A 14,458-nucleotide genomic window follows, 5' to 3' on the forward strand; every position below is an offset into this window, starting at 1 on the left:
ACTGATGACATACTTGAGCTAGACTAAGTCTTAAGATCAAAATAACCAGCTTACACCGCTGAAAAGAATTCAGTCAGTATCAACTGGTTCGATTAGTTCATCGGCCGCCGACCATCAGGCATTTCTGACAAGTGGCGTCACGTGGTGTGCCTAGCGATTGCGATGCCTTGGTCCTCGGCTTAAATCGGCGTTCGACGCGCCATACCAACGAATCATACCAACGAATCATGCCCTAGTTAATTAACACGTTTTAATCATGATCCATGGTCAATACACTCACACAACGCGTTAATATTTGTTAGCGCCATCTTATTAAGTACTCAGCTTACAACCATTGTGGCCGGTCGCCAGCCGTATGCGGCTTATTGATACCCAGACTAGCGCGCTGATAATCATTCGGCTTCACAATCAATCTCATGACCAAATCCGCCACACTGGCTCGTGAAACTTCAGTCCCTTTAAATGGTTCATGGCTAGTCGTCAATTCGTAATCAATTTCATCATGATCCGTTAACCAGGCTGGTCGAATTTCCGTATAATCAATTGACGACGTGCTCAATAAATCAGCGGCCTCCCGAAAACCGGGCAAAAAGGCGGCAATTGCTTGCTCATTCCACTCACCAAACTTACCAGGCACTTCGTGGTGCGCCCCCAACGCACTAATAAAGATGAGCCGGTGTTGTGACGTCTGCTTCATTGCAGCTAAAATGTCCTTGGTTTGCGTTCCTAAATCGGTACCGCCAACGTTGGAATAGACAATATCTGCCGGTGCCATTGCCCGGGTTAAAGTCACCATATCGTGCACATCCCCTTCTACCAAAGTGACGCGCGGATTATCACGATACTGGGCCAACCGCGTTGCGTGTCGTAAAAACAAAATCAATTCATCAGTGGTTTCAGTTAATAACCGATCAATCACTAATCTAGCCGTACCACCATGGGCACCAATAATCATTACTTTAGTCATTCTTATTTCTCACTTTCATTAACACACCTAGGCGTTACACAAACGGTAGCTAATCGTGGTCCTGCTTGCAACATCGGCAACAAATACGGGCTGCCAGCGTACTTTTGACGGTACGCTTGATCAATGACGACATTCAACGTTTCGTCGTGAATCGCCGCAAAATAAACCGTATAATTATGCTCAGCTAAATGTATCCGCCCCGCTTGTTGCTTGACCGCTGAGCGGTACCACCGCGATTGGGGACCATTCCACGCCCGAATAAACAACTGGTGATTCACGACCACCGACCAGATCCAAGTCGGTGTACCATAAGTGTGCCCATCAGCATAAAATGGCGACACTTGAAAATCATCCGCAAGCGCAAAGGCTTGTAATTGCTCAGACCGCCAATGAACTGATTGCGTTTCGCCAGTATTGGTCATGTCCGCTGCTCGCTTTACCATCGACATTCACCACCAAACATGATGCTTGACTGAACAGCCAATCGTCCCATTTTCGAAATTCTCATTAATTGTATCTGCTGATTCATCGTGCCACTACTCCCGTCATTAATTATTAGCGTCATCCATTAACAATGTTCATCCTAAAGCTTGACAACCATTATGTCTAATGCTTATATAGTATTCAAAAGCATGCGCATTTGTAATAGTAAGGAGTGTTCCTATGGAATTAAGAGTTTTGCGTTATTTTCAAGCAGTCGTCACGGAATTAAATATCAGCCGAGCTGCTGAACGCTTACACGTTTCTCAACCAACCATTTCACGTCAGCTCAAGGATTTAGAAGACGAACTAGGTGTCGTGCTGTTTGAACGTAATGGTCGCCATATTCAGCTCACTAGCAGTGGTGAATATTTTGCAAATCAAACGAATCAAATCTTAGCACTTACCGATAAGACGCTCGCCAACGTCAACACGGCCAAAGAAATTAGTGGCACGCTGGCGCTAGGAAGTGCCGAAGCCCGCAGCTTTCTAACTATTGCCCAGTCGATCAAAAAATTACAACGCCAGTACCCTAAAATCAAGACGAATCTAACTAGTAGCAACGCGAATCAGATTCGAGCTAATTTAAAATCCGGTAATTTTGATTTTGGCATCGTTATGGAACCGACCGATAAACACGAGTTCAACTTCATTCGCTTACCCGGTGAGAGTCGTTGGGGCTTATTAGTCCCCCGCCAGTCACGATTGGCAAACCAAGATCACATTAGCTTAGACGATCTTAAAGATCAAAACATTATTACTTCAGCCCAACACGGCATGCTTGACCAACTACAAAATTGGTACGGCGATAGCACCCCCCAGTTTAACGTTGTAGCAACTTATAACTTGCTTTATAACGCGTCGCTATTAGTCTCAGCGGGTGTCGGCTACGCGCTATGTGTTGATGGCATTATCAATACGAATCAATCTGATTTGACATTTGTACCCTTAACACCCCGCATCACAACGGGCACTAGTTTAGTCTGGCCCAAAGGACAACGATTATCCACTGCCGCCAATGCTTTTCTTGTGCAGCTGGCTAAGGATATTGAGCAACCACTACCCATAACTGATTAACGCTTCAAGGACCATCAGCGACAACTTGCTAATAAAACTGCGAACCAAATAATTGAATTGACCACAATTAAAATGCTAAGCTAAGTTATCAGTTTTTAGGAGGAATCATTAATTATGCAGGCAGTTGTCATTAATCAATACGGTGGTCCTGAAGAGCTACAGATGACCACCATCGATCAACCCACCATTGCGGCCGACGAAGTCTTAGTTGCCGTCAAAGCCACTAGTATCAATCCAATTGATTGGAAGGCGCGGCAAGGCTTATTAAAGGGCATGTTTGACTGGCAAATGCCAGTAGTCCTTGGCTGGGACGTTGCCGGGATCATTGTTGCAGCCGGTCCGGCAGTCACTAAATTCAAGCTTGGTGACGCCGTCTTTGCGCGCCCAGATATTTATGAAGATGGCCGCCGTGGCACTTATGCCGAATACGCAGCGGTCAAAGAGGATAAGTTAGCGTTAAAGCCCACTGAACTGTCATTTGAACAAGCGGCCGCCCTACCACTTGCGGGACTGACCGCTTATCAAGTCATTCATAATCAGTTGAAGATTCAGGCCGGTGAAAAGGTTTTGATCCAAGCTGGCGCTGGTGGTGTTGGCCTGAATGCGATTCAAATTGCTAAGTACTTAGGTGCCAAGGTAGCCACAACGGCTAGTCCCAATCACCATGACTTGTTAAAAAAGCTGGGTGCTGATCAGGTCATTGACTATCACACCACGGCCATTCAAGACGTTCTTCATGATTATGATGCTGTCTTTGACACGATTGATGCGATTGATGACGGCCTAGCTATTTTGAAGCCTACCGGTCGCTTAGTGACGATTGATGGCCAACCCACTGATGCTCAAAAGGCTCAAGGCCCCACAGTGACTAGTTGGTGGCTCCAACCCAACGGTCAGGAACTCGCTATTTTAGGTGAATTGGCCGTTCAGGGCCAGCTTCAAATCGTCATTGACCAAGTCTTTCCGTTTAGTACGGCCGGGCTCCAAGCTGCCCACCGCTATAGTGAAAACAGCCATAGTGCGGGCAAACTGATTATTAACGTTGGTACTGAGGCTTAGTCTAATCAAATATCAGTACCATTAAAACAAGGGACTGGGATAAAACTATAAAGCGCGTCAATTACTCGATGAAACACTGAGTAATTGACGCGCTTTATTTTTTATGGCAATAGGACCAAGCCGTGTTCGGTGTCACTGAAGCCTGTACTGACTGCACCAATGAATTAATGCAACACCCACATTAATTTTATTGGCTAAGCAATACTCAACTTCAATCTGAAGGTCAGCGTAGAATAATCATCCAGCTAATTACGCATGGTACTTAGTTGATCTATTATGAAGCATGACTAAAATAAGATAATTAGTTACACGTTATGCTAGTTGCTATTTAGCATTAGTCATGATTAAAACGTGCCAAGTTTAGATTGTTATACGTCAGCCAGTACGCGTCCTATGTCGACCTCCGGGGCTGGGTGCCAATTGCTGGAACGTAGCCGACGTCGATTTGAGCTAACGCCCAACCCGCGTCATCTCAAATACGAGTCTTATTCTAAGCCGGAAGAAATGCACTTCCAGCTAAGAATAATTTGGCTACTGAGCATTGTCACCCAGCCCCTCCAGTCGGGTGAGCCGTCAATGAGTATTTTTTGCGTGAGTATTTTATGGTATGGGAATTCTTCGATACTAAGTTACTAATTTAGCAATCGTAGTATTGGTGCAGCTTGATATCACGCTAACAGTCGAATCACAAATTTACCGTTTATCAAAAACAACGATAAGTCTATCAAAAGGCCGAGTACATCCCTGTCAGCCATTCGAATACCATCTCGACTGGAAGGCGTTTCTGCCAATGCTCAGCACTGCAAGAGTGTGAGGTTCAGACGAGTTGAGACTGAGGATTAGCCTAGCTAACCGGAAGTCTCAGTCTGACCTGAACACGTTTCACCAATATGGTATTAAGGCGTGGAAGACCAGTATTTAAGACGTGGGTTGCGGCTTAAATCTGTGTCCACCACGTTCCATCAATTGGCAGAAATGCCTGGAGGTCGGTATAGGACACATTTATCCAGGCAGGTTTACACTAACCTGAACTGTTCCAGCAGTTCTAAGCTGGCTGCCTTTGAGCTTAAGAACTTGGCACGTTTTAATCATGATTCATCCTAAATTAAACGATGAAGGACTATTGCCAATTACCGCGAGCAGTAACCCGCGGGGTCTGATTGCCGTACTGATACTCTTGCTTCACCGCCAACTGGCCCACCAAGTTCAAGTAATTAAATGGCTGATCAAAATTGGGCTGGAAAAACATATCGACATAGGCCAAGTCATCAATCGTATTTTGGTTCTGAATCATGACTGAAATCGTATTGGCCGCCTGAGCAATGTCATGGCGGCTCCAAAACTGGGCCCCTAGTAAATGCCGATTTTGATAATCATAAACTAAATCAATGGTCACCTTAGCCGTGGTCGGCATATATGCCGGTCGCCAATTACCTTGATAAACAGCGTGGCGCACGGGTAACTTTTTCTTCTGAGCCGCGCCTAACGTTAAACCCGTGGTCGCCATCGTGTGATCAAATAATTGCATCGCAGATGTTGCTTGTGTCCCCATATATGGATGAAGATTGCCGAAAACATTAATTCCAGCTAAGGCTCCTTGACGCAAGGCGTTGGTTGCTAAGGGGGTATACGCCGGCTGTCCAGTGGGATTAAAGTTAACCATACAAGCATCGCCAGCCGCATAAATATCAGGATTCGAGGTTTGCACATAATCATTGATCAAAATGGCCCCGTGGCGATCCATCGCCACCTGCCCACGTAATAATTCCGTATTCGGCATAAAGCCCGCACAGACGACAGCTAGATCAACTTCATAATCCCCTTGGGCAGTTTCGACCAATAATCGATCAGCATCACTAGTTGCAAAGCCAGTGACTCGTTCATTCAAATGAACATCAACATCATGATCCCGTAATAATTCAGCGGCAGCATTAGCCATTTCCGGGCCAAGATAATTATTTAAGATTTGCTCATGTGAATGAAAGAGTGTCACCTGATGCCCCATACTAGCATAGCTTTCCGCCAATTCGGTCCCCATATAACCTGCCCCAACAATGGCAACGTGTTGGCCTGCTTGTAAGGATTGATATAACTGTTGTGCTTGCTGATAGTTCTTGCACAATAAGACTTTCTCATGATCAATTCCCATAATTGGTGGCACAACTACTGACGAACCAGTTGTCATAATCAACTTATCGTAGTGATCAATGAACACCGCACCAGTTAACATATTAGCAACCTGAACTGTTTTCTGTGTCGTATCAATTCTTAAGACATTATGTTGAGTTTTAACTTGCGCACCCAATTTGATTAAATCTTGCGGCGTCGCATAAAACATATCCTCGAGGTGTTGGATGACCCCCGTTAAGTATAAGTAAATACCGCTTGAAACAAACGAGATATTGTCATTTCGTTCATAAATCGTCACTTCCGTCTCCGGATGTCGGGTTAGAATCTGTCGTGCCGCTGCTGTACCTGCATGGGTACTGCCAACGATAATTACTTTCATATTACCGCATCTTCCATTCTTCCAGATTTGCCACGCTATTAGTCATCACGTTTAACGTTTACTGCTATTCACTTATTATATCGCGTACTAAATCATTTGTATATGGACGAGATCATCTCAATTAAACATTGTTAAAATCTGGTTATGACCAAGTCTAGCCTTACAACCACTGATTAGCCTTCGCCACGCGAATCGCTTCTAATCGATTGTGAACCCCCAGTTTGCTAAAAATAGCGGATAAGTAATTACGAGTCGTCCCTGCTGACAAGTATAAATTAGCGGCAATTGTCTTCGTGGGCAACCCTTTCTCGGCTTCGATCAAAACTGCTAATTCCCGTTCGGTCAATGGGTTGTTGTCTGCTGATAACATGTTCGTGACCAGCTCGGGCGCATAGATGGTGCGGCCAGTCATCACAGCTCGAATCGCATCGATCAGGTCATCACTCGGACTATCTTTTAACAAATATCCCGCGACATTGGCTTTAACCGCTCGTTCAAAATAACGACGTTGCGCAAAGGTCGTCAAAACAATCACTTTCGTCGCTAGCTGCAAACTGGCCAATCGATCAGCAACATCCAACCCGGTCATCCCCGGCATTTCGATATCAAGAATTGCGACATCTGGTTGCAATGCTGGCAACTCCTGCCAGGCGTTTAGCCCATCTACTGCGCTACCCACCACGTGTAGATCATCTTCTAGTTCCAGTAATTGGGTCAAGGCAGAATTCAACATACTTTGGTCTTCTGCTAAGTATAAAGTTATCATGCTGGCTCACTACTCCTTTGGTAAAGTTAAAATTAACTGGGTGCCGCGCCGACTACTCGTGATGACAAAGGTGCCCTGTTTGGCTTGTAGCCGAGTACGCATCCCGGCAATCCCGTTGGCGCCCTGACGAGTCAAGGTCCCACCCTTACCGTCATCTTGCAGCTTAATCTGATAAATTTTTGCCGTCTCGACAAAATCAATCCGCACCTCGTGCGCGCGTGCGTGGCGCATCACATTGGTCATGGCTTCAACTAACACCGCCGCAAAACAGCTTTGGACCGTTGTCGGCCACTTGGTTGCTTGTGTCTCACCAGCTGTCGTCGTCCATACACCGGCCGCCGCTAGATTATGAGTTTGGGCCAACAAGACTTCTGTGAGTGATTGTTCGTGTAAATTATTGACGATTTCGCGAACTAACTGTAGATTTTGGCGACTGGTCTGTTCGATTTCGTCCAGTTCTGATACCACTTTATCAGGTGCTTTGACGAGTAATTTTTTGGCCAATTCCGTTTTAAGTGTAATCATTGAAAAGCTCTGTCCGAGGGTATCGTGCAAGTCACGCGCGATTCGTTCACGCTCGTTACGTTCCACAATTGTTTTTAATCGGCGGTTAGTTTGGTTGAGTTGGCGCTGTCGTTCAACTGACCGCGAAAAGGTATACGCGAGTATGGGTGATAACAATGGAAAAACTAAGCCCATCACGTCACCATTATGCCACCCAAACGCACCGGGATACTGCAAATAGTCTCGTATACAGCCAGCAATTAAAAAGACATAATAACCCGCAGCAAAACCATAAAATTCTCGTTTAGGCCGGCGACCAAGTAAAAAACTCACTTGCCAGCCGGGAAAGATGATCATAAAATTGTTAGCCGCAAATACCGCAAACAGTCCCGTCACAACAAGCTCCGCTGGCATCGTCACTGCACGCCAATGCGGTTTCTCAACAACTAAGATGTATAATACAAGAAAGCCAGCAATCATCATTAGCCAGAACCAATCATGCCAAGTTTTTGCTGGTATATAAATCGCAATTGTATACGGCAAATAGGCGAGCCACACGTAGCTCGTCCATTCGATCGTCTTCAATTTATTTTTATAATGCGTCAACAACGCCATGCCCCCGTTTAAGTCCCCGCTGAATCCCCCAACTAACAATCACTAATAGGCCGCACACCCACAGCCCGATGCCAAACAAATCGATTAATTTCAGTGTACCATGGGTGCCCCAGTTGACCAACAAATCGTTCACATAATATGTTGGCAGTCGTTTACCAACCGCCTGTAGCCAACTTGGCAATATGTTAATAGGCCACCATAGGCCACTAATAATGGCCATCGGAAAGGTAATTAAATTACTAGCGACACTCAACGTTTCGGCACGGTTCAAAAATGAGAGTCCAACGCCCATCAGCAATGTCGGTAATTGACCAATCAGGGCAATTCCAAGTATCCCTAGCCATTGAAACACGGTTAAATCAACGTGGTTAACAACGACCGCAAGCGTGCCTAAAATAACGACCGTTAGCGCATTCATCCCCAAACTCATTATTCCAATTGAACGATAGTACGGTACTACCCCGTGTGGCGTTAACCGTAACCACCGTAATAGTCCCCGTTCCCGGTCATGCATTAGAATCTGGGCAATACTGAACAGCGCACTGATTGTCCCACTATAAACGATCATGCTGCCCATGTAAGACCGATTAAAAAATGCGATTTGCGCCGTGGTGCCACCGGTAACCATTACTTTTGTAAATAACAAGTAAAAAGCTGCTGGCATCACCAAGGCAAAGAACTGAAACGCTGCGTTGCGAATAATCAAACGCCGGGCATCAAATCTTAGTTGTGCCATTAAAATTTTCATGCCGAGACCCCCTTCGTCAGATGAACAAAAATATCCGTCAATGATTCACGACTGATTGAGACTTGATGCAATTCACTGATTATTGGCATCATCGCTTGCAGCGTAGCGTCACCGTTTTCACTACTCATGCGTAGTTCATCACCTTGCTTAGTAACCGCAGTTACTGCCGCTAAATTCGTAAACCGGCTCGTCGGCAATGCCGTTTGGCAACGAATCTCTACTTGTTGATATTGTTTTTGCAACGCGGCAAACGAGCCTTGAAAGACAAAGTGCCCGTCTTTCAGCAACATAATTCGATCAGCGATGGCTTCAATCTCCGGTAAGTAATGACTGGTAATGATAATGGTTTTACCAGCGGCTTTTAAGCGCCTAATTTGTTGCCAAAATGTCTGTTGCGCATTGGTATCCATGCCAACGGTCGGCTCGTCTAAAAATAATAAATCAGGATCACCTACCAGTGCTAAAGCAAAGGTGACTCGTCGCAACTGTCCTCCTGATAATGCTGTCAAGCGTTGCTGGGCTAAATCTTGTAATTCCAATGAGGTTAATAATGCCTGCCAATCAAATTCAGGCAGCCGTTGTGCTGCAGCTAGCATTAACATATCACGCACCGTCACGCCTTGAATTGCCATATCACCCTGCAACATTGATCCAATCTTTAATCGTGCCGCCAAACTACCAGCTACTTGCCCGAACACCTTGAGATGGCCCTGTTGAACCCGTTTGATCCCTAATAGCAAGTTTAACAACGTCGTTTTACCGGCCCCATTTTCACCAATCAAACCAACAATCTCGCCCGGCACAATCGTCATATTAATATCAGTCAAAACTGACTGTTGACCATAACTAAATGCAACCTTAGTTGCTTCAATCAACGGTGTCATTCTAACCGCCCCCTTTAATGACTATAGTGTACGTCAGTGTAATCGGATCGAGTAGTCGCGTTTGTCATGACTATCAGGTGACAAATGTCATTATGACAACACTGAGCAGTCAGAATGAGACGCTGTGACAAAAAAATGAACTTCTAAGTTTACACCAGAAGTTCATTTAAATCACACTTAATGACATGAGTCACCGTGCCTTCAATGCCCAGTGCGCCAATTGTGAAACGACAATAATCACAATAACACCAATAGTACGCACACTCAATGACAGCGTTCGACTATAAAAGAGCCACACAGCCAACCCCAATACTTCGGCACCAAAAATCACAAACTTCATTTGCAACACATCCGATCCACCAGCCCATTTGCGACTAGTATACGGGCTAATCAAGCTAATGTCGATTGAATTGCTATTATTTACTAGCTATAATTCCAACTGTGATTTCACACAGCTATTGCACACGTTGTTGCTCGTCATCATTCAATACGAGGTTAGATGACTTTTTGTTCTGACCAGCTTTCATGTTAAACTTAACCTATGTCACAACTAAAATAAGGAGGTCGACCATTGTTAATTAAGCCGATACACCCTGCTGATCGAACACCGCATTTGATTAGCCAATTAACGCAGCTTTGGCGACAGTCCGTCGATGCCAGCCACCACTTTCTGACGCCCGCTGAAATCACGGCCATTGAACAGGAAGTCCCCACGGCATTACGAACCGTCCCACAACTGCTCATTGCCATGAATGAACAGAACGAGCCAACCGGTTTCATTGGTATTGATGGTTCACTGATAGCCATGCTCTTTATTACCCCCACTGCTAGTGGCACTGGTATTGGAACTGCCTTACTGCAAACTAGTATTCAGGATTATGGTGCCACAACGGTTACGGTGAATGAACAGAACCCGCGGGCACAGCAATTTTATGAACACCGTGGTTTTTACGTCACAGATCGCCAAGCAACTGATGATCAGGGCAGACCGTATCCATTATTAACCATGACTTACAGCACTGACTAAAAAACGACCGGCTTGACAAAGTCGTTTTTTTCATAAATAATGGACTTGTCCACTATTTATGAAAAGGAGTTGTGATTATCGAATATTTCAGTCTAACTAAATATATTGCGGGCATCTACCGCGAATCCAAGAACAGTATCAACACCCAATTAAAGGCACTAGACATCCGAGCAACTGAAAGTGATCTATTACTAGTTGTTTACGATCACCCGGCCCAAACCCAAAAGGAACTGGCCGCTAATCTGATACTTGATCCCAGCTTATTGGCTCGCACCGTCCGTCAGCTTGAACAGCGTCAACTCGTCACTCGTTTTCGTGACCCCGCCGATCAGCGTAGTCTGAGAATTAGTTTAACACCAGCGGGTGAACAAATTGCGACTGCCATTAAAAAAACGTTGATTGATTGGTGGCACGACTTCTTCACTGCCCATCCAGAAGTTAATGAGCAAATCTTTACAACCCAACTACAACAAGTTTATTTAGGCTTACAAGAGAAAAGAGATTGAAGTCACATTGAAAGAATTCATTAAACGCTTTGGGGTCCTCGTGATTGGTATTTTGTGTATGTCGGCCGGCGTCGCACTCTCTAAATTATCCTTACTAGGGACTTCTCCGATTTCAAGTATTCCGAACGTTATCAGCAATATTACGGCAATTCCAATTGGCCAGTTGACAATTGTCTTCATTTTCATTTTAGTTCTACTGGAGGCCCTCGTTTTGCGCCGGCAGTTCTCCTGGCAAAACTTATTACAATTAATTCCGGGCAGCCTGTTCGGTTGGTTCATCGATGCTTTTGTGAAGGTTTTTCATAACCTCCCTAATCAAACATACATCGAGCAACTCGGACTTGTCTTAATGGGAACGGTGCTCTTATCGTTAGGCGTCTTTTTAGAAGTCAATTCGCACGCCATCATCATGCCTGGTGAGGGACTGCCGAACGCCATCGCACTCATTCATCAACTCAAGTTTGCCAAAGTCAAAGTTTATAATGATTTCATTTTGATTGGCATTTCGCTAGTCTTGGCACTTGGCTTTACCCACTCTTTAGCGGGCGTGCGGGAAGGAACCCTCATTGCGGCCTTTTTAACTGGGCGACTCGTAAATTTCTTTACCGAACATGCCAATCGATTTGTTGATTGGATGACACCAGTTGCTGGTGATTAATCTTCAGCATTGTCCAATAAAGCCACGGTCACTAGTTAGTGACCGTGGCTTTTGCTGTCAGTGTTCATCGCAATGTTTTAATCTGCCAGTGCCCGAATTTTTTCAACCACTGATGTTGGTGAGCACTGACTATCCGTTAATTGTTGTCCAAGCCGATTTAACGCTGGTTTACTTTGTACCCACACACTGGTTGTCGCATGTTGTAGTAATTGCCGATCATTTTCATCATTACCAAATGCCACGTAACGCGTGATTCCAAGCCGTTGCAAGGTTGACCATTTGTTGATCTTACTAGCGGTCAAATCCAAATTGCCTTCCGCGGTATGCTGAACAATCGTCAAGCCCGTGGCTGCCTGCAATTGCGCGCTTAAACGCGTACTTTGTGCCATTGTCAATCCCACTAAAATAACTTTGATCACTTCATTCAATTCCGGTAGGGCAACTTTTTGGGCCAACTGTTGCGGATCAAGCTGGTTAAGAATCGGCTGGGTGTCATCAACTTGAGCCGCATAGTTCCAACAACTATCCGCAATATAACTCAGTCGCTCGCTAGCAATCAACTCAGTCACCAGCTGCAGATCACGTGGCGTTATGGGTGCGACCGGCCTAATTTGTCGATTATCCGCAATTAGCGCCCCATTGGCACCAATCAGTAATCCATCCTCAAACCCTGGAATCATTGGCAGCAAATCGCGAATTGGCCGCGCTGACGCAAAAATTACTTGATGACCACACTGCTGCAGCGACCGAATCGCAGCCAAAATCGGTGGTGCAATCGTCTCACCATCAAAGCTTAACGTCCCATCAATATCAAATACATAATTCATTTGAGTACCCCCATCTTAATTAACCTAACTCCCCTTCTACGTCTTAGGGTACCATATTAATTAGTCGCCACGCGACATCAATCAAAATGGACCAAACAAATTCAGTCCACCAAACAGTTCACAAACTGCTTGTTTTTTTGATACTATCACAAAACACTCGCTTAACTAAAATTAGCTATGTGAGTATTTCGCCAACTAACTAGCCACGATGTTGGGCACGCCAACTAGGCTACGGCTGAAAGCCTGACCAGACCGTATTCTTAACCCCGCTAACCATCAGTATGTCAGATTAACCAGCTTTGTATACCTTGTGTTAGTTATTTAATTTAGTATTAATCATGATTAAAACGTGCCGAAACAGGTAAAGTCAAAAACACCCAGCTTAGAATAAGACTCGTATTTGAGATTGCGCGGGTTATGCGTGAGCTCAAATCGACGTTGAAGTGCCCTACAATTGGCACCCAGCCCCGGAGATCGGCATCGGGCGCACATATGCTGACAAACTAGCAACTAAATTCAAGCACTTTTCAGTAGTGATTCATGACATCAACTCCGTAACACTCGACAGATACCGTCGAAAGACCAGAACAGTATGTTTCAGCATCCATATAAACAAAAAACGCCTGACCAATCAGCACCTTTAGCTGGTTAGTCAGACGTCATCATCTGGTGATTATTCCAAGAAATCTTTCAATTGTTTACTGCGTGATGGGTGGCGTAACTTCCGTAGCGCCTTGGCTTCGATTTGGCGAATCCGTTCACGGGTCACACCGAAGACTTTACCAACTTCTTCCAGTGTCCGGGTCCGACCATCATCAAGTCCGAACCGTAACCGTAACACATTCTCTTCCCGATCCGTTAAGGTATCAAGCACGCCTTCCAGTTGTTCCTTCAGCAATTCATACGCCGCAGCATCTGCTGGTGAAGTTGCATCTTGGTCTTCGATGAAGTCACCCAAATGTGAATCATCCTCTTCACCAATTGGCGTTTCCAATGAAACAGGTTCTTGTGCGATCTTCAAGATTTCACGAACCTTTTCCGTTGGCATATCCATTTCGGCCCCAATTTCTTCAGGGGTTGGTTCGCGCCCTAAATCTTGTAACAATTGCCGTTGAATCCGAATTAACTTGTTAATGGTCTCGACCATGTGCACTGGAATCCGAATGGTCCGCGCTTGGTCCGCAATTGCCCGCGTAATCGCTTGGCGAATCCACCAAGTCGCATACGTTGAGAACTTGAATCCTTTGCGATAATCAAACTTTTCAACGGCTTTCATTAGCCCCATGTTACCTTCTTGAATCAAATCAAGAAATTGCATGCCCCGACCCACATACCGTTTGGCAATCGAAACAACCAACCGTAAGTTGGCTTCGGCTAATTCCTGTTTGGCAGATTCATCACCTTGTTCGATTCGGAGTGCTAAGGCGACTTCTTCGTCAGCCGTTAACAAGTCGACCCGACCGATTTCTTTCAAGTACATCCGGACGGGATCATTGATTTTAATTCCGGAAGCTGAACCAGCGTCACTAAGTTCCTTCTTAGAAACCTTTTTGACACTCTTGACTGCCCGAGCATCAGGATCACCTTTTTCATCAACAACACTGATCCCAGCATCTTCAACTTTTTGCAATAATTTATCAATGCCACTAGCATCTAGTTTGTAAGGCGCTGCTAATTTATCTGATAATTCATCATATTGAATGCTACCAGTTTTCTTATATTCCTTGATTAATGCTTTAACGGCTTTGTCATATGCCGTCGTTGCTTTTGCCTTTGCCATGTAGTAGCCTCCTATTTAGTATGCATCTACCAGCTGATCGGTTGCAATACC

General features: G+C 45.1%; 15 protein-coding genes. 5 read left to right on the forward strand and 10 right to left on the reverse strand.

The features are described from left to right. Positions 1–325: 325 nt before the first annotated feature. Positions 326–967, reverse strand: a complete 642-nt coding sequence (locus tag LP667_RS08030) for an NAD(P)H-binding protein (RefSeq protein WP_021730868.1) — start codon at positions 965–967, stop codon at positions 326–328. A gap of 2 nt (positions 968–969) precedes the next feature. Continuing rightward, the gene (locus LP667_RS08035; protein ID WP_021730867.1) at positions 970–1,410 is read right to left on the reverse strand and encodes a DUF2255 family protein; all 441 of its coding nucleotides are present in this window, start codon (positions 1,408–1,410) and stop codon (positions 970–972) included. A 220-nt stretch (positions 1,411–1,630) separates the two neighbouring features. Between LP667_RS08035 and LP667_RS08040 the strand changes: the two genes are divergently transcribed. Together LP667_RS08040 and LP667_RS08045 are read left to right on the forward strand one after the other, a co-directional pair. Continuing rightward, positions 1,631–2,524: a LysR family transcriptional regulator gene (locus LP667_RS08040; protein WP_021730866.1), complete on the forward strand. Its 894-nt coding sequence runs from the start codon at positions 1,631–1,633 to the stop codon at positions 2,522–2,524. Between the two features lie 114 nt (positions 2,525–2,638). After that, on the forward strand, positions 2,639–3,583 hold the full coding sequence (locus LP667_RS08045; protein WP_021730865.1) for an NADP-dependent oxidoreductase: 945 nt from the start codon (positions 2,639–2,641) through the stop codon (positions 3,581–3,583). A 1,120-nt stretch (positions 3,584–4,703) separates the two neighbouring features. On the opposite strand, the gene LP667_RS08060 is transcribed toward LP667_RS08045, so the two are convergent. The 6 genes from LP667_RS08060 to LP667_RS16725 all read right to left on the reverse strand — a co-directional run bounded on the left by LP667_RS08060 (position 4,704) and on the right by LP667_RS16725 (position 9,949). After that, on the reverse strand, positions 4,704–6,092 hold the full coding sequence (locus LP667_RS08060; protein ID WP_021730864.1) for an FAD-dependent oxidoreductase: 1,389 nt from the start codon (positions 6,090–6,092) through the stop codon (positions 4,704–4,706). A gap of 160 nt (positions 6,093–6,252) precedes the next feature. Continuing rightward, positions 6,253–6,858, reverse strand: a complete 606-nt coding sequence (locus LP667_RS08065; protein WP_021730863.1) for a response regulator transcription factor — start codon at positions 6,856–6,858, stop codon at positions 6,253–6,255. A 9-nt stretch (positions 6,859–6,867) separates the two neighbouring features. Next, entirely contained in the window at positions 6,868–7,977 is a 1,110-nt protein-coding gene (locus LP667_RS08070) for a sensor histidine kinase (RefSeq protein ID WP_021730862.1), read from the reverse strand. Beyond that, on the reverse strand, positions 7,955–8,725 hold the full coding sequence (locus LP667_RS08075; protein WP_021730861.1) for an ABC transporter permease: 771 nt from the start codon (positions 8,723–8,725) through the stop codon (positions 7,955–7,957). Before LP667_RS08075 ends, LP667_RS08070 begins: the two co-directional genes overlap by 23 nt. Then, entirely contained in the window at positions 8,722–9,609 is an 888-nt protein-coding gene (locus LP667_RS08080) for an ABC transporter ATP-binding protein (RefSeq protein ID WP_021730860.1), read from the reverse strand. The genes LP667_RS08075 and LP667_RS08080 overlap by 4 nt, the downstream gene beginning before the upstream one ends. 190 nt (positions 9,610–9,799) lie before the next feature. Beyond that, positions 9,800–9,949 (reverse strand): hypothetical protein, encoded by a 150-nt coding sequence (locus tag LP667_RS16725; protein WP_021730859.1) that lies wholly within the window; start codon positions 9,947–9,949, stop codon positions 9,800–9,802. Between the two features lie 231 nt (positions 9,950–10,180). On the opposite strand from LP667_RS16725, the gene LP667_RS08085 reads away from it, so the two are divergent. The 3 genes from LP667_RS08085 (at position 10,181) to LP667_RS08095 (ending at position 11,800) form a co-directional block, all read left to right on the forward strand. Then, positions 10,181–10,636, forward strand: a complete 456-nt coding sequence (locus LP667_RS08085) for a GNAT family N-acetyltransferase (protein ID WP_021730858.1) — start codon at positions 10,181–10,183, stop codon at positions 10,634–10,636. A gap of 71 nt (positions 10,637–10,707) precedes the next feature. Then, entirely contained in the window at positions 10,708–11,142 is a 435-nt protein-coding gene (locus LP667_RS08090; protein WP_021730857.1) for a MarR family winged helix-turn-helix transcriptional regulator, read from the forward strand. A gap of 7 nt (positions 11,143–11,149) precedes the next feature. Beyond that, complete coding sequence (locus LP667_RS08095; RefSeq protein WP_021730856.1) at positions 11,150–11,800, forward strand: YczE/YyaS/YitT family protein; 651 nt, start codon at positions 11,150–11,152, stop codon at positions 11,798–11,800. A 77-nt stretch (positions 11,801–11,877) separates the two neighbouring features. Here the strand turns inward: LP667_RS08095 and LP667_RS08100 are convergent, their stop codons facing one another. Together LP667_RS08100 and rpoD are read right to left on the reverse strand one after the other, a co-directional pair. Continuing rightward, positions 11,878–12,627, reverse strand: a complete 750-nt coding sequence (locus tag LP667_RS08100) for an HAD-IIB family hydrolase (RefSeq protein ID WP_021730855.1) — start codon at positions 12,625–12,627, stop codon at positions 11,878–11,880. A 673-nt stretch (positions 12,628–13,300) separates the two neighbouring features. Beyond that, positions 13,301–14,407, reverse strand: coding sequence for an RNA polymerase sigma factor RpoD (gene rpoD / locus LP667_RS08105; protein ID WP_021730854.1), 1,107 nt, complete (start codon positions 14,405–14,407; stop codon positions 13,301–13,303). Positions 14,408–14,458 lie beyond the last annotated feature (51 nt).

It is taken from the genome of Lactiplantibacillus paraplantarum, assembly GCF_003641145.1.
GTDB classification, from domain to species: domain Bacteria; phylum Bacillota; class Bacilli; order Lactobacillales; family Lactobacillaceae; genus Lactiplantibacillus; species Lactiplantibacillus paraplantarum.